The 16,338-nt window shown below is 49.2% G+C and carries 16 protein-coding genes; 5 read left to right on the top strand and 11 right to left on the bottom strand.

All coding sequences use genetic code 11. The features are described from left to right. Positions 1-7: 7 nt before the first annotated feature. The 8 genes from truA to proC all read right to left on the bottom strand — a co-directional run bounded on the left by truA (position 8) and on the right by proC (position 9,389). Positions 8-754 (bottom strand): tRNA pseudouridine(38-40) synthase TruA, encoded by a 747-nt coding sequence (gene truA, locus BUB85_RS03605; protein WP_073105251.1) that lies wholly within the window; start codon positions 752-754, stop codon positions 8-10. A gap of 79 nt (positions 755-833) precedes the next feature. Then, on the bottom strand, positions 834-1,286 hold the full coding sequence (nrdR, locus tag BUB85_RS03600; protein ID WP_073105248.1) for a transcriptional regulator NrdR: 453 nt from the start codon (positions 1,284-1,286) through the stop codon (positions 834-836). Between the two features lie 97 nt (positions 1,287-1,383). Beyond that, positions 1,384-1,641, bottom strand: a complete 258-nt coding sequence (locus tag BUB85_RS03595) for a PRC-barrel domain-containing protein (protein WP_073105527.1) — start codon at positions 1,639-1,641, stop codon at positions 1,384-1,386. Between the two features lie 134 nt (positions 1,642-1,775). Beyond that, positions 1,776-3,599 carry an ICP22 family protein gene (locus tag BUB85_RS03590; protein WP_073105245.1) on the bottom strand — a complete coding sequence of 608 codons (1,824 nt, stop codon included), beginning with the start codon at positions 3,597-3,599 and terminating at the stop codon, positions 1,776-1,778. A gap of 354 nt (positions 3,600-3,953) precedes the next feature. Then, positions 3,954-4,871 carry a thioredoxin-disulfide reductase gene (trxB, locus tag BUB85_RS03585; RefSeq protein WP_073105238.1) on the bottom strand — a complete coding sequence of 306 codons (918 nt, stop codon included), beginning with the start codon at positions 4,869-4,871 and terminating at the stop codon, positions 3,954-3,956. A 102-nt stretch (positions 4,872-4,973) separates the two neighbouring features. Continuing rightward, a complete protein-coding gene (locus BUB85_RS03580; RefSeq protein WP_073105233.1) occupies positions 4,974-7,340 on the bottom strand; it encodes a ribonucleoside triphosphate reductase in 2,367 nt (788 codons plus the stop codon). A gap of 391 nt (positions 7,341-7,731) precedes the next feature. Continuing rightward, positions 7,732-8,427 carry an anaerobic ribonucleoside-triphosphate reductase activating protein gene (locus BUB85_RS03575; protein WP_073105227.1) on the bottom strand — a complete coding sequence of 232 codons (696 nt, stop codon included), beginning with the start codon at positions 8,425-8,427 and terminating at the stop codon, positions 7,732-7,734. Between the two features lie 161 nt (positions 8,428-8,588). Further along, positions 8,589-9,389: a pyrroline-5-carboxylate reductase gene (gene proC, locus BUB85_RS03570; protein WP_073105522.1), complete on the bottom strand. Its 801-nt coding sequence runs from the start codon at positions 9,387-9,389 to the stop codon at positions 8,589-8,591. Between the two features lie 402 nt (positions 9,390-9,791). On the opposite strand from proC, the gene BUB85_RS03565 reads away from it, so the two are divergent. After that, on the top strand, positions 9,792-10,394 hold the full coding sequence (locus BUB85_RS03565; RefSeq protein WP_073105209.1) for a cytidylate kinase-like family protein: 603 nt from the start codon (positions 9,792-9,794) through the stop codon (positions 10,392-10,394). Between the two features lie 123 nt (positions 10,395-10,517). Here BUB85_RS03565 and BUB85_RS03560 read toward each other — a convergent pair whose 3' ends face one another. Genes BUB85_RS03560 through BUB85_RS03550 form a run of 3 tightly spaced genes read right to left on the bottom strand, consistent with a single transcriptional unit; the run spans position 10,518 to position 12,394 of the window. Further along, entirely contained in the window at positions 10,518-11,171 is a 654-nt protein-coding gene (locus BUB85_RS03560; protein WP_073105203.1) for an ABC-2 transporter permease, read from the bottom strand. After that, a complete protein-coding gene (locus BUB85_RS03555) occupies positions 11,168-12,016 on the bottom strand; it encodes an ABC transporter ATP-binding protein (protein ID WP_073105517.1) in 849 nt (282 codons plus the stop codon). Before BUB85_RS03555 ends, BUB85_RS03560 begins: the two co-directional genes overlap by 4 nt. Positions 12,017-12,022: 6 nt before the next feature. Beyond that, a complete protein-coding gene (locus tag BUB85_RS03550; RefSeq protein WP_073105199.1) occupies positions 12,023-12,394 on the bottom strand; it encodes a GntR family transcriptional regulator in 372 nt (123 codons plus the stop codon). Between the two features lie 414 nt (positions 12,395-12,808). Here BUB85_RS03550 and aroF point away from each other — a divergent pair, with 414 nt between their 5' ends. The 4 genes from aroF (at position 12,809) to BUB85_RS03530 (ending at position 15,922) form a co-directional block, all read left to right on the top strand. Continuing rightward, positions 12,809-13,822: a 3-deoxy-7-phosphoheptulonate synthase gene (gene aroF, locus BUB85_RS03545; RefSeq protein ID WP_073105192.1), complete on the top strand. Its 1,014-nt coding sequence runs from the start codon at positions 12,809-12,811 to the stop codon at positions 13,820-13,822. Positions 13,823-13,941: 119 nt separating this feature from the next. Next, a complete protein-coding gene (gene aroB, locus BUB85_RS03540; protein ID WP_073105185.1) occupies positions 13,942-15,006 on the top strand; it encodes a 3-dehydroquinate synthase in 1,065 nt (354 codons plus the stop codon). A 211-nt stretch (positions 15,007-15,217) separates the two neighbouring features. Further along, positions 15,218-15,415, top strand: coding sequence for a helix-turn-helix transcriptional regulator (locus BUB85_RS03535; protein WP_073105183.1), 198 nt, complete (start codon positions 15,218-15,220; stop codon positions 15,413-15,415). A gap of 84 nt (positions 15,416-15,499) precedes the next feature. Beyond that, positions 15,500-15,922 carry a hypothetical protein gene (locus BUB85_RS03530; protein ID WP_073105180.1) on the top strand — a complete coding sequence of 141 codons (423 nt, stop codon included), beginning with the start codon at positions 15,500-15,502 and terminating at the stop codon, positions 15,920-15,922. The last annotated feature ends 416 nt before the right edge of the window (positions 15,923-16,338 follow it).

The raw sequence follows: 16,338 nt of genomic DNA, 5'->3' as shown, positions 1-16,338 counted from the left end.
TCTCCCTCTATCGTTCTTTATTGTAATACACTTCCCTGAGACACAGCCCCAGTGCCGGCGCAAGCTGTCCCGCGCGCTGTCTGTCCTCTGCCTCAAGAATCGCCCTAATCTCCTCCGGTTTGACCCGGCCGGTTCCGACATCCAGAAGCGTTCCCGTCAGAATCCGCACCATATGGTACAAAAAGCCGGTTCCCTCATAGTGAATCATCAGTTTTGACCCCGTTTCTTCTATATCAATACGATATACTTTCCGCACCTTTGACTTCTCGTCATCCCGGTCTGTAAAACTGGTAAAGTCATGAAGTCCGGTCAATGCCTTCGCCGCACACCGCATCTGCTCCACATCCAGCTTGTCTGGAAAATGCCACGCATACTTCCGGGTAAACACATCCGGCCGCTCGCCTCTGTCTATGGTATAAATGTAATGCTTTCCTTTCGCCTTGTATCTGGCGTGGAATCCGTTTTTCACCAACTGCACATCCAGAACTCGAATATCCTCCGGAAGCTGTCGGTTCAATTCCCCGCGGAACCGAAGTTCTTCAATCTGTCCGGCCAGCACGATGCTTGCAGTCTGCCCGGATGCGTGCACTCCTGCATCCGTTCTGCCGGAGCCGTTCACCTCCACCTCATAGCCGACCTGCCCCGATATAATTCGCTCCAGTATCCCCTGAATGGTCAGGTCCGTATCCGGCTGACGCTGCCAGCCTCTGAAACGGGATCCGTCATATGCTATGGTTAACTTGTATGTTCTCATATTCCGGCTCCTTTCCCTAACATCTCAGCTTACATTACAGTAAAGCGGATGTTCAAAAACAGCAAGGGAAAGCCCCTTGCTATTTGTCTAAAATCTTTTTCAGTTCCGACATGAACGTATTCACGTCCTTAAATTCTCTGTACACCGATGCAAATCTCACATACGCAACCGGATCCAGGTCCTTCAGTTTGTCCATGACGATCTCTCCGATTTCGCTGCTCGGGATCTCTTTCTCCTCACGGTTAAACACTTCGATTTCTACCGCCTCGACCACCTTCTGAATATCCGCCGCCGATACCGGCCTCTTGTAGCAGGCCCTGAGAACTCCGGCCTCGATCTTGGCACGGTCATACTGCTCTCGGTTGTTGTCTTTTTTTATCACGATCACTGGAATCGTCTCAACCTTTTCATATGTTGTAAAACGTTTTCCACACTCATCGCAGGAACGTCTTCTGCGGATGGAACTTCTGTCTTCGGCTGGTCTGGAATCAATCACTCTGGTATCCGGGTAACCACAATAGGGACATCTCATCTGTTTTCCGCCTTTCTCTCGCTCTTCATCAGACAATTTACATACGGTTTATTATACACAATATCCCCGACTTTTGCAAAACTTTTTTCCTCGCCTGTCAGCTGCATTTTTTCAGGAACTTCTCCTCTCGGATTTCCACAAGAATGATATCCGGGCCGATTTTGCAAATACAGGCAAATGGTATGACGTACTCGCTGTCCGCCGCCAGAAAACCGCAGATTTTTCCCGGTCCCGGGACTATGATTGCCTCAATCTGACCACTGCAGGAATCAAACTCAATGTCAACCACACAGCCCAGACGCTTGCAGTCACAGGTATTGATCACTTCTTTTTCACGCAATTCACACATCCGCATATCATTCACCGCCAGTTCTCCATGCCTAAATGGATACTTCCTCACTGTTATCATACGCCTTTTCCTGTGAAATGTGTCTGTCCCGGGATAGAACTCCTGCCGGGCGGGTCCATGCGCAGCCTCAAACGATTTTCTTATGCTGCCGGTGCAATTTTTCCACCATCACTCAGGGTGAGTGTCTTTGCTCCCAGCCATTCATTCTCGCTGTCCGACGCATTGTAATAAAGCGTATGGCCGTTCGATATAATGTTGCTGCAGGTTTCATCCTCATCGGTCAAGGTCGTCACATGGGAATCTCCTGTCAGCTCCAGTGTGGAGTCCTTATCCAGTGCTACATGGACTTCTTTTCCGGCATTGTCTGCATTGACTGCACCTTTGTAGGCAGTTTTTTCTGCCAGATTCAGCGTCACGGTACTGATACCGTCACAGGTAACCGCACCCTCGAATTTCTGATTTTTTCCATTCAGAATAAAGTTGCCGCCATTGCTGCCCACGGTACCCCAGTTATTCGTATTGTTTCCAGATACTTTTACCAGCGTTCCGCTTTCAAACTTTAATTTTGTGTTCTCAAATGTCGCCTGCGCATCTGTGTTGGTCACGTAGATCATGGGACCGTCGGATGTCGTGGAAATAGTGGAATCCCCGGCTGTGAGTTCTGCTTTCCCCTCCTGTGCATCACCGGATGTACTCTGATAGAGCATCAGCCCATTCTCCCCCGCACCGGTCAGCGTGGATTTTTTCAGCGTGACCCTGTTTTTCCCTTCCACAACCAATGCCTGACTTCCGGTTGCTGTCCCGGTCACATTCCTGGCTGTGATATCCCCGGTCGAGTAGATGCAGGGACTTCCGTCCCCCGCCGCATTTAAGGTTCCGCCGTCCACGGTAACAGTTCCGCCGCCGCGGTCTGTGGCGATTGGTGCACTGTGGTCACCAGCGGTCGCGATGGTCACATCCGTGGCATCAATGGAGCCGCCGTATGTGGCATCCAGCCCTCTGGATGAGTTGGAGATCGTATTAATGTTAACATTTTCCACATGAATCTGGGCCTTTTCCCCGGTTGCAAAGATTGCATTCGCACCCTCAGCACCAGAAGCCAGTGTCGTATCACTGACACTGGCCTCACTTCCGCTGGTTACCGCAAAGACTGCGTTTAATCCATAAAAATTGCTTTCATCCGCACTGCTTGTATCTCCGGACTTGTCCAGGATTCCATTTGTCATGGTAAGTGCACCGCCGTTGGATACCAGCACTGCACTCTCATTTTCCTTCGCGGATTCGAAGGTCTCTTTGTCAGACGCTTCGCTTGTTCCGTTCACCGTGTACACTCCCGTCAGTTCGATGTTTCCTGTAGTCGTGCCATCCGTACCGCCGGCTCCATCATTTGCTCCACCGCCCTGGATTGTGATGGATGCTGCGGTATCATTTTTCATCGTCACCGTTACGATGACACCTTCGATAATGTCATCGATGGCTGCGTCCTCCGTCTGCTGCTCCATATCGCCGGAGGGCTGGCCTTCCGGTTTTTCACTGTCTGTGCTGGAATCTGAGGGCTCTGTCCCAGCCTCGTCGCTGCCCGGTGCCTGACCTCCGCCCATGGACTGTTTCTTGATTTCCGTATCATCCGTGATGGTGATCGTCTTATCCTCCCCCGTCAGTGTGAGCTCCGGACCGCCGCCCGGCTGACCGTCTCCCTCCGGAGCTTCGACGCCGGAACCTGCTGTGCTGTCGTCCGGTTTCTCCGGTGCTTCACCCGAGCCATCCCCGCCCGGTGCCTCTCCCTCCGGCTTCTCTCCCTGCGTTGGCTCCTCTGCCAATGCAATCGTAATCTTCTTGCCATCGACCGCTGTCACCTTCCCGTATAAAGTTGTCTCCTCCGCAGATGAAGTCTTAGAACACCCGCTTGCCATCCCAACGGCAAAAACCATTGTCATCAAAAAATACAATACCCTTTTTTTCATCTAACCACCCTTTCATGTAATCAGCACGGAGTTTTCAATCCGCTGTACTGCCCGCCAAATGGTCAAAACGGATATTCGCAATCCGCTTTGCTACTTGCTCATAACCTCATAGCAGCTACGCTGCTTGTCAGCAGGCGCTTGAACTCCTACTGACACAAGCAAGTCCCCACCCACCACTTAGTGTTCTTCACACTTGAAGTGGGAGACTTCCTTGATGAGATTAAATTATAATTCTTAGGTATTGTATCGAAGGAATTTGAAGAGAAAATATCCATTCTGTGTTTTTTATGTGTAACGCCGCACGGGAAGTTCCCTTGTCACCTGCACGGTATCTCTCCGTACAAAGCACAGACTTTAATGGCACTGCTCCTCTATATACCGGCATGCTGCAAGCGCCGCAACTGCGCCGTCCGCGGTCGCGGTCGTGAGCTGTCTCACCTCTTTTTTCCTGCAGTCCCCGGCGGCAAACACCCCCGGCCGGGATGTCACGCAGTCCTCCGCCGCAAGAATAAACCCGGCCTCATCCAGCTTCACAATATCCTGAAACACCTCATTTTGCGGAATTTGTCCGACGGCAATAAACACACCCTCTACCTTCCGTTCAAACTCCTGTTCCTTTTTCCGATCGCTTAAAAGCAGCGCATCCACCATCTGATCTCCCCGGATTTCTTTCACCACAGCATTCAGCACAAACTCTACATTCGCCTTTGCCTCCAGCGGCTTCACCAGCCCCTGCTCCCCGCGGAATGCTTCTCTGCGGTGGATCACATACACCTTGCTGCAGTAATTCGAGAGAAAGGCCGCATCCTGCAGTGCCGTGTTCCCTCCGCCCACAACCGCAACTTCCTTTCCCTTGAAAAATGCCCCGTCACAAGTGGCACAGTAGGAGACACCGGCCCCTGTCAGCCGCTCCTCCCCTGGAACTCCCAGATGTCTGTGAGTCACTCCGGTGGCGATGATCACCGTCCGGCAGGGATATTCCTTTCCGGTGGTCTCAATCACCTGGATGCCTTCCTCCTCACTTCGGATTCCCGTCACCTGCTCCAACTCCGTCTCCGCCCCCAGGTTCATGGCCTGATCCAACAGATTCGTCGCAAATTCACTTCCGCTCATGCTCGCGATTCCCGGGTAGTTTTCCACCTTGGGAGAAGCCGTGATCTGGCCACCATAATTCATCGCTTCGATGATAAGAACTCTCTTTCCTGCCCGCGCTCCGTAAATCGCTGCGGTCATTCCGGCCGTTCCACCTCCGATAATTCCGATATCATACATACTTATCTCCTCCATTTTCTACGCTGTCTATAGCATTTGCTGTCCGATTGACTACTTTTATCTGTAAAAAGCGGAAGGCATCTGACCACCTCCCGCTCACTCTTATTGTTGCTGTGTATACTCTTTTATATTCGATGCATTGGCAACTTTTTTCACACCATCCTGACCAACAATAATCAGAGTCGGCGCCTGTCTCACACCGTACCGCTCCACAAGCTCTGCGTTTTCCTCCGCGTCAATCAACTCGTAGGCGATATTTGCCTTCTCCAGCATCCCCTTCGCGATCCTGCAATTCGGACATGTCTTTGTCGTAAACAAGAATGTTTTTGTCTGCTCCTCCGCCACGTGTTCTTTGGTCTCGGTCTCCTCCGCTGCCGCGGATTTCGCCTTCAGATGCGAGTGGGATATGTCATACACCTTTCGTTCCTTGAACTCCTGTGCCTTTCCGTCATTCCAGTTCTGAACCGGACGGTAGTACCCGGTGATTCGGCTGTAAACCTCAGTCTTCTCCCCGCAAATCGGGCAGGTATACTGCTCCCCGGAAATATATCCGTGGTCCTTACAGATAGAGTAAGTCGGTGACAGCGTGTAATACGGAAGCTTATAATTTTCCGCAATCTTTCTCACGAGTGATGCCGCCGCCTTCCAGGTCGGAAGTTTCTCTCCTAAAAATGCGTGGAACACGGTACCTGATGTATAACGCGTCTGCAGCTCATCCTGCACATCCAGTGCGTCGAAGATATCCTCGGTGTAGCCAACCGGCAGATGCGAACTGTTCGTGTAGTACGGAGTTCCGCAGTCCTCCGCCGCTGTGATGATATCCGGGAACTGTGCCACATCATGCTTAGCCAGACGATAAGTCGTGGACTCTGCCGGTGTTGCCTCCAGATTGTAAAGATCGCCGTACTCTTCCTGATAATCAGACAGGCGCTCACGCATATGATCCAGCACCTCTCTCGAGAACTGCTGTGTCTCCGGCGCAGTCATGTCCTTTCCGATCCATTTGGCGTTCAGGCCTGCCTCATTCATTCCAATCAGTCCGATGGTAGAAAAATGATTATCAAAGGACCCAAGGTAATGCTTTGTATACGGATACAGCCCTTCATCGAGAAGCTTGGAGATGACCGTCCGCTTCGTGTGCAGTGAGCGCGCGGAAATGTCCATCATACGATCCAGTCTCTTATAAAAATCGGCTTCGTTATGTGCAAGATATGCGATTCTCGGCATGTTGATCGTCACCACGCCCACGGAGCCTGTGCTCTCTCCACTCCCGAAGAAGCCACCTGATTTTTTGCGGAGTTCACGGAGATCCAGGCGCAGTCTGCAGCACATGCTCCGCACATCGCTCGGCTCCATATCACTGTTGATATAATTTGAGAAATAAGGTGTACCGTACTTTGATGTCATCTCAAACAACAGCTGATTGTTCTCAGTATCTGACCAGTCAAAATCCTTCGTAATGGAGTAGGTCGGAATCGGATATTGGAATCCGCGTCCATTGGCATCTCCCTCAATCATAACCTCGATGAACGCTTTGTTGATCATATCCATCTCTTCCTTGCAGTCTCCGTAAGTGAAATCCTGTTCCTCGCCGGCGATAATGGCCGGAAGATTTTTCAGGTCATTTGGCACAACCCAGTCCAGGGTAATGTTGGAAAATGGCGCCTGTGTGCCCCACCGTGACGGAATGTTCACGCCGTAGATAAAGGATTCAATGCACTTTTTCACCTCCGGATAGGACAGATGATCGTACTTCACAAACGGTGCAAGATAGGTGTCAAATGAAGAGAACGCCTGCGCTCCCGCCCATTCATTCTGCATAATGCCAAGGAAATTGACCATCTGGTTGCAGAGCACGCTCAGATGTTTGGCCGGTGCAGAGGAAATCCTTCCCGGAACTCCGCCCAATCCCTCCTGGATCAGCTGCTTCAGAGACCACCCTGCGCAGTATCCGGTCAGCATGGACAGATCATGAATGTGAACGTCCGCATCCCGGTGTGCCTTGCAGATCTCATCGTCATAAATCTCGGACAACCAGTAATTGGCGGTAATCGCACCGGAATTGCTCAGAATCAGCCCACCCACAGAATATGTGACCGTGGAATTTTCCTTCACACGCCAGTCCGTCACCTTGACATAGCTGTCAACGATCTCCTTGTAATCCAGCACAGTAGACTTCAGATTCCGAATCTTCTCTCTCTGTTTTCTGTATAAAATGTACCCCTTTGCCACATCTGAATAGCCAGCCTGCACCAGCACTGACTCCACGCTGTCCTGAATATCCTCCACCTGAATCCTTTTGTCCTTGATCTTCGGCTCAAAGTCTGCCGTCACCTTCAATGCGAGCAGATCAATAATATCCGGATGATAATCCTTCTCCTGCGCGTCAAATGCCTGACTGATTGCTTTGCTGATTTTAGACAAATTAAAGTCTGCGATTTTTCCGTCTCTTTTCGTAACCTGATACATACCTGCGATGACCTCCCCATCTGAATCTTACCGTAAATATAGTTGCTACGTTCACTCTTATCCTATATTTTTGCAAAGTGGATTTTTTTGAAAACCGCTCTGCTGTTTTCTTTATAAATATCCCACATCTGTCCTGACAAACGGGAATATTTCATAAAATCAGAATATGAGTGCCCGTCATCTCTCTCGATGCGGGCGTTGATATCATTGTATCATCGCGCTGCTCTGTTGTCAACAAAAATAACAACATCTAGTGATTGCCATCTTTCCAATCAACTAGATGTTGTTATTGTGTTGAAACGCCCTGTTTTCAAGGGTTTGCGGATTTGTCAGAAAATTCGCTCTATTTCCTCTGCTATCTGTTATCTTTTTGTGCCAACGGCGCCAAACCTCAGTCAACGCCCCGTAATTCAACGTTTGGCACATTTTTTCGAATTATTTCTGCTGCCTGCTCCAAAATTTCTTTAGAATAATCATGCAGACCACTTTGGATCAGATCGCCGGAATCTTGAAAGTTCTGTAAAAAATATGGCTCCCCGCCCTTGATCCATCGGCCGATTGCCGCAAAATCCGAACGCTGATGAAGTTCCCGTACCACCGTGGTGCGAAATTCAAACGGCACGCTCCCATTCATCAGAATGTCCACACTCTGAAGAACCGGAGCGATATCGTATCTCTCGATTCCAATCGTCTTCCCATAGCTGTCCGGAGCGTTCTTGATATCCATAGCCACATAATCCACAAGCTGCGCCTCCACAAGCTGCGCCAGCCGCACCGGAAAACTGCCGTTGGTATCCAGCTTCACGGCGTACCCCAGTTCCTTGACCTGCGCGGCAAACTCCATAATATCCGGCTGCATCAGCGGTTCCCCCCCGCTGATGCACACCCCGTCCAATATGCCCTGCCGTTTTCGCAGAAAGTGTACGATCTCCTCCTCGGAAATGCACAGACTGTCATCCACATGGGTCACCAGCGACGCGTTATGGCAAAATGGACACCGGAAATTGCAGCCCGCCGTAAATATCGTACAGGCCACCTGTCCCGGATAGTCCAGCAATGTTAATTTCTGCAGTCCCTGAATCTTCATAATACGCCTCCCCGCTATCGCGCTATATGCTTCTCACTATTTTCCTGCATGCCCCAGCTCCCGGCATGCTTCTTGCTGTTTCCCCGCATGCCCCAGCTCCCGGCATACTTCTTGCTGTTTCCCCGCATGCCCCAGCTCCCGGCATACTTCTTACTATCGCTCTACACACCTCTTGCTTTATCTGTGCACGCTTTCATCGCTTCGATCACCGCACTGCGCATTCCTCGCTCTTCCAGCACACGCACTGCCTCGATGGTCGTGCCGCCCGGTGAACATACCATGTCCTTCAGCTCACCTGGATGCTTTCCGAGCTCCAGCACCATCCGAGCGCTGCCCAGAACCGACTGTGCCGCAAACTTGTACGCCTGCGCTCTCGGCATCCCATCCGCCACCGCTGCGTCCGCCATGGCCTCAATAAACATGAACACATACGCGGGCGAACTACCACTGACTGAGACCACCGCATCCATCATGCTCTCCGCCACCACTTCGTATTTTCCAAAGCCATCAAAGATTCTGCCAGCTGCCTCCCGGTCATTCTCCGTCACATATTCGTTGTAGCAGACTCCTGTCATGCCCTCACCTACGAGTGCCGGTGTGTTCGGCATGGTGCGAACCAGCTTCACTTTCAGCATACCACCGAACTGCTCCTGCAACCACTCCAGCGTCTTCCCTGGCGCGATGGAAATGACCAGCTTTTTCTCATCCATCTTCGATGCAATCTCTTTGATAACTTTTTCATAGAGGTAAGGCTTCACGGCCAGAACCAGTACATCTGACTTTTCTGCCACCTCGGCGTTATTCAGCGTCGTATTGACCTTCAGTTCTTCCGACACAGTCTCCAGCGTGCGCTGGGAGGCTGCAGATACAAGGATGTCCCCCGCCTCAACCACTTTATTTTTGATCACTCCGCCAATCATGGCCTTTGCCATATTGCCGCAGCCTATAAAACCTATCTTCATATTCTTTCCCATTCCTTTCTCATATTTTGCGGATTCCAAATCGATGCTTTTTTACGCTTGCATGAAATGCATCGACTTTGAATCCTGGCGATACCTATGGATTGCTCCGCACTTCGTGCTCACGCTATCCATAAAATATTCGAAATCCGCCCTATCGGGCTCCTTTCTCATATTTTGCGGATTCCAAATCGATGCTTTTTCATGCAAGCATGAAAAGCATCGACTTTGAATCCTGGTATCCTACATTATAAACGCATACTTTTGGTTTTGCTATAGTTTCTGATTTTTTTATAATTTTGTACTTCTTTTTCGGTGGCTAGTCCTTGTTATTCGTGTTAGAATAGATGTAAGAAGAAACTGTTTTGCTACGTCTGCTTTATGAAAAAACAAGGAGGTCTTTTTATGAATAATAAGAAAATTGTTATTACCATCGGACGGGAATATGGCAGCGGCGGCCATGCCATCGCGGAGCTGATTGCCAAGCAGCTGGATATTCCGCTCTATGACCGCAATATTCTGGCACTTGCTTCATCAGAGACGGGAATTGAGGAGAACGAGCTGTTGGACGGTGATGAGCGTGTCATCAATCCATTTTTTGAGCCTTATTTTGCCAATCGCTACGATTTCAACACTGTCAGTGACAAGCTGTACCTCACACAGGCTAAAATTATCCGTGAAAAAGCATCGGAAGGCTCCTGCATATTTGTCGGGCGCTGCTCTGACTATGTCCTTGCCGACACCGAGGACTGCTATCACTTTTTCATCTGGGCACCCAAGGCTGCCCGCATTGCCCGCATCATGAAAGAAGAAGACATCAAATCCGAGGCTGCTGCGGAGAAGATATTGAAGATGATCGACCGCCAGCGCAAATCATACTACCAGCTCTATACAGACCGGAAGTGGGGCAGCTATATCGGAAAAGATATGGTAATCAACAGCAGTACACTCGGAATCGCCGGAACCGCACAGTTAATTATTGACTTTGTGAATAAGGTCATCAACTAAAACAGACTTTGTCAGCGGTATCTGCATATATCAAATAGAGATCAGGGGCATACGCAAACCGACCGTTTTTGTATGCCCCTGATCTCTATTTGATATACCTGTTTTCCACTGCTTATTTTTGCACTAAAACTCTCTCTTTTCCATCACCCGCATGCTGACCAGTATCGACACGACCAGGAGCACCGCACTGACCGCAATCATGACAATCCAGCTAATGCCCGGACTCAATGCATTTTCCAGAAAATGATTCACATCCACGTTTTTGGTAATTCCGGTCTTGTTGATCAGAATCAGCAGCCCGAAGATGGAAAAGAACATTACGATAAATACAATCCTTCCCTTTTCCTGACCGTATTTCAGGAAAAGCGGAAGCATAACTGACATAAACACAATTCCGATGAACTCACACCCTGCCACAGTCGCCAGATACGAGGACACATGGATGGTGCTCTTCGCCATCAGACTGGCCACGCACCCAATTCCCAGGACCAGTGCTCCTCCGACCAGACTCAGCATAACACCATATACATATTTTTCTACCACATACATTCTTCTGGTACAGGGCATCGTAAAAAGGAATGCCGTACCCTTCCCCGCATCATCGTAAGAAATGCTGCTCGTGGCAATCGTCGTGGACAACAGGATCACATAGCCTGCCACAAAGCTGATATCACCCTTGTTCTCTGTCATCATCATTACCGATATAAACAGCATCAGCACCAGCAGCATCTTCTGCTCTCTCAGTATGATCACATCCTTCAACAATAAACCTTTCATATTCTCTCCCCCTTGATCGTCATCAGAATCACTTCATCCAGATTGCCATTTTCTACCACAATTCCCGGATAATTTTCCAGATAGAACTGTTTATTCTTTGTCAGACATCTGTAGCCAAATGTCTCCTTCTTCACCTGAGAAATGTATTGCCTGTCAAGCTTCGCATAAGTCTCTTCATCCACCTTCAGCACTCCGTATTCACTGAGCAGCACATCCGTCTCTTCATGGAGAACAATCTTTCCCTCGTGGATCATATAGAAGTCATCGCAGATTCCTTCCAAATCTGTCGCGATGTGGGAGCTGATCAAAATCCCCCTCTCGCCGTCCATCATATAGTCTCTGAGCATATCCAGAATCTCATCTCTCGCAACTACATCCAATCCGGCGGTGGGCTCATCCAGAACCAGAAGATCTGTATCATGGCTCATGGCCGCCAGCACCTTCAGCTTCGCCTTCATTCCGGATGAATAATCCTTGATCTTTTTATCCTGCTGAAGACCAGACCGGTCACATCTCTGCAGAAAATTCATTTTATCAAAATCCGGATAAAAGGCACTCATGACCGATGCCACGTTCTTCACCGTCAGATATTCATTAAATCCGCCGTCTGACAGAACCACACCGATTCTTGTCTTATCCGACGGGAGCAGCTTTGACGGGTTCTTTCCCAGCACGGTAATCTCACCGCCATCTGTGCTGATCAGTCCCAGCACCGCTTTGAATGCCGTCGTCTTTCCCGCACCGTTCTGTCCCACCAGGCCGGTGATCCGCCCGCTCTGTATCTCCATCGTACAATCCAGCTCAAACTGTTTATAATGCTTCTTCACATCTTTCATCTGCACAATCATCTGTTATCCCTCCATGATCAACTCAAATAATTCTCTTAGTTCCTCGTCGCTGAGTCCACAGCTTCTTCCCTTCACGATCACCTGCTCCAGATCCGCCTCCACCTCCCGGCGGTACTCTTCTGCCAAAAGCTCCCGGTTCGTGCTGGCCACATAGCTCCCTTTGCCGTGTACCGTCACGATAAATCCTTCCTCCTCCAGGTTGTCATAGGACTTTTTCACCGTCAGGGCACTGATCTTCAGCTCCTTCGACAGCACCCGGACTGACGGGAGAATGTCATGTTCCTTCAGCGTTCCTTCTATAATTAGTGATTTCACCTGAGATACAATCTGTTCATAAATCGGTTGTTGTGAAGAGTTATTGATTATTATTTTCATTCCATCTCCTCCTGTTGTATAAACAGTATACAACAGTACATATCAGTTGTCAATGTGTTTGTATGAAAAATTTGACTTCTGCAGCATATTTCGTTATAATTTATTCCATATTTTCATTATAATAATCTCGGAGTCAGGGTACCTTTTGACCGCGGCATATTAAACGTAAATGCGGATATTCACTGTCCATTTCACTACTTATTCATGATCGTCTATCATTTCCTTTATAAGTATTGACATTTCCCCAAAACCATTGTACTATTAGCAATAGTTCAACGCTTTAAACAACTAAAATTTTACAGTGTGACTATGATTTGTGTTAAGATTTTGCAGAAAAACTTGACATGTTGCGTTGGCCCATTTGCTGAGAGCAAATTTAAGATGGGCTGATGTTCTTATACGGAGGAACTTACTATGATTATTGTATTAAAACCACATGCAACAAAAGAACAACTCGCCCATGTAGACAAACTGGTCAAAGACCGCGGGCTTGACACTCATATTGTCGAAGGACAGGACATGACTATCATCGGATGCATCGGCGACACCACTATGATCGACCCGAAACTCTTCGAGGTAAATGAGGCTGTCGACAAGGTCATGCACGTACAGGAGCCCTATAAACTTGCCAACCGTGCATTCCACCCTGAGGATTCCATCGTGGATGTCTCCGGGGTTAAGATCGGCGGCGACCATCTGGCTCTCATTGCCGGTCCATGCTCTGTGGAGTCTTACGAGCAGGTGCTTGAGATTGCCCAGGCAGCCAAGGCTTCTGGCGCAAACCTTCTGCGCGGAGGTGCATTTAAGCCGAGAACCAGCCCCTACGCGTTCCAGGGACTCGGAATGGAAGGACTTGACATCTTATGTGCTGTCCGCGAGGCAACCGGACTTCCGGTCGTAACCGAACTGATGTCCCCCAACTATCTTGACGTATTTAACGAGCGCGTTGATCTGATCCAGATCGGTGCTAGAAACATGCAGAACTTTGATCTGTTAAAACAACTCGGACAGGTAGACCGCCCGATTCTTTTAAAACGGGGATTGAACGCAACCTATGAGGAATGGATTATGTCCGCAGAATACATCATGGCATCCGGTAACGAGAATGTCATCCTCTGCGAGCGCGGAATCCGCACCTTTGAGACCTACACCCGCAACACACTGGATCTGCAGAGCATCCCGGTTCTCAAGAGACTGACGCATCTTCCGGTCGTCGTGGATCCAAGCCACGCAGGCGGAAAATGGTGGCTTGTTGAGCCGATGGCAATCGCCGCAGTTGCAGCCGGTGCCGACGGACTGATGATCGAGGTTCACAACAATCCAGAATGTGCACTCTGCGACGGCGCACAGTCACTGAAACCGAAAAAATACGATATGGTATTGAACTCAATCAAACAGATTGCCCCGGTTGTCGGGAAACAGGTATAGCCCCAGACGTCTGTGCTCTGCCGAGCACTCTTTACCACTGGAGTGTAAGCCTGCTTAATCAGACAGATCAGGTGACTAAAATCTGTCAATCACTCTATATAACAGAAATGAGGGAGAATATGGAATTAAACGTAAAACTGGCTCACAAAACTTATCCGATTTATATTGAAAATAACCTGCTGCAGTCTGCCGGTTCTTATATTGAACACGCATTTCAGGGCAAGCGGATCATGATCATCTCCGACGATAACGTATACCCGCTCTACGGCGATCTTCTGACTGCGCAGCTTGAAGGGCGATATCAGTGTTCGCACTATGTGCTGCCACACGGCGAGCCCTCCAAAAGCTTCGACATGCTTCCGGGCGTCTACAGTGCTCTGTTGGAGGCAAAGCTTTCACGCAGCGACCTGATTATTGCACTGGGCGGCGGCGTGGTGGGAGATCTCACCGGATTCGTGGCCGCCACCTATCTGCGCGGCATCAAGCTGGTTCAGATTCCAACCTCACTGCTCGCACAGGTAGATTCTTCCGTCGGCGGCAAGGTTGCGGTGGATCTGCCACAAGGCAAAAACCTGGTGGGCGCTTTCTATCACCCGGATATGGTACTGATCGATCCGCTGGTTTTAAAGACCCTGCCAGAACGCTTCATCAACGACGGAATGGGCGAAGTTATCAAATATGGCTGCATCGCCGATGCGAAACTTTTTAAAATTCTGGAAAAATGTGGATCCTTCGAGGACCTTGAGGACTATCTCTCCAACATCATCTACACCTGCGTAGACTGCAAACGCCGCGTTGTGGAGGAGGATGAACGTGACACTGGCCGCCGCATGCTGCTGAATTTCGGGCACACACTCGCCCACACCATTGAACAGCATTTCCACTATGAGCGGGAAAGCCACGGAGAAGCTGTTGCCATCGGCATGTACCAGATCTGCCGGTTTGCACAGCTGCGCGGGCTGACCGCACCGGGAACCGCAGAGCAGATCAAATCTATTCTGATCTCCTACCATCTGCCTTTTGAGTGCGCACTCCCGACCGATGTTCTGCTGGATGCCATTTTGTTGGATAAGAAGAATCTGAACGATCATCTGAACGTGATTCTTCTGCACACCATAGGCGACAGCTACATTTATGAGACAACTGCAGAATTTTTCAAGTCGGAGCAGATCACGCAGATTTAATTCCATAAAGCAACCTTTGACATTCGTTTCGCATCCGGACAACTCTGTAAGTCCCCGCCTGCCACTCAGTGCTCTCTGCACTCCGAGTGGTGGGCGGGGACTTTTTTACCGTTGCGGCGGTCACACAGGATGGAAAGTTCACTTGACATTTCCTCCAAACATAGTATACTAAAGAAAAGGAAAGCAAGCTTTCCATCTGGAGGACTCGAAGATGAAAAATCGATTGGAAGAGTTGAGAAGGGAGCGCGGTATGAGCCAGGAAGAGCTGGCCGCAATACTGGAGGTTTCCAGACAGACCATCGGCTCACTGGAAAACGGACGATATAACCCCTCCATACTGCTCGCCCATAAAATTGCAGACTATTTCGGACTGACAATTGAAGATGTATTTTTATTTGAACATCCTTAAGCAGTCCCCGCTTCTGGTACGCAGAACACCAGGCGGCGGGTCAGGGAATAACAAACACCATTTCACATGTGAGGAGGATAACACATGAAATCAAAATCCGGTTTTTATAAACTGCTATGTCTGGCTGGTTTTCTGTTGAGCATGGTTGTAATTACTTTTCATTCCATGGGGCTGCTTCCACGGAATCTGTATATTATGCTCCATGGATTCTGCAGCTGCATTTTTATTATCGGTCTGATTTTTACAATCCGAAACGCCCTGGAAGGCCATGATCCTGCCATGCGAAAACTGCGGACAATCGAAGACCAGGACGAACGGAACATTCTGATACGACGCCAGGCTGCCGCTGTATCGGGAAATGTACTGCAATGGCTCCTCATGATTGCCGCACTGATATGCATCGGTCTGGGTGCTCCCATTTGGATCGGATTCCTCATGATAGGATTATCCCTGCTCAAACTCGGAGTAGAATTTTGCCTTTCCATCTATTACGGGGATAAGCTATAGATCTCTCAAACCCTTGTAAAATGGGGGATGAGCAGCTTCTATCTGAGCCTTTGACAAAGTTTCTACAATTTTTTTCAAAAAAATAAAAAAAAAGCTGTCAAGCGTTTTTGAAAATGTCCCAAAATAAGTGAAACATTAGCCCCGGTTTTTACTGGGGCTGTTTTAATAGAATTAAGTAGTTCTTGTGTTAAGGTAAATTAGTTTCAAAATTATTTCTTGGTATCACAACTAAGCCCTTTGGTGGCATAGGGATCTGCCCTATGTACCTTCAAGGGACCAGTCTCTTGACCCATAATCCCTCGCCGGGATGGCAGGGAAAGGGACGGTGTTCCGTTCCTGATCAAGAGGGGAATCCACGATTCTCTTGATATAAGATTCCGCTCTGCCTATTTAAGCAGATATTTGTTCATCGTCAT

The sequence above is a fragment of the Hespellia stercorisuis DSM 15480 genome (genome assembly GCF_900142165.1).
Classification (GTDB): domain Bacteria; phylum Bacillota; class Clostridia; order Lachnospirales; family Lachnospiraceae; genus Hespellia; species Hespellia stercorisuis.
Note: the sequence above shows the minus strand (reverse complement) of the source record. Positions and strands in the feature narration are given on the sequence as shown.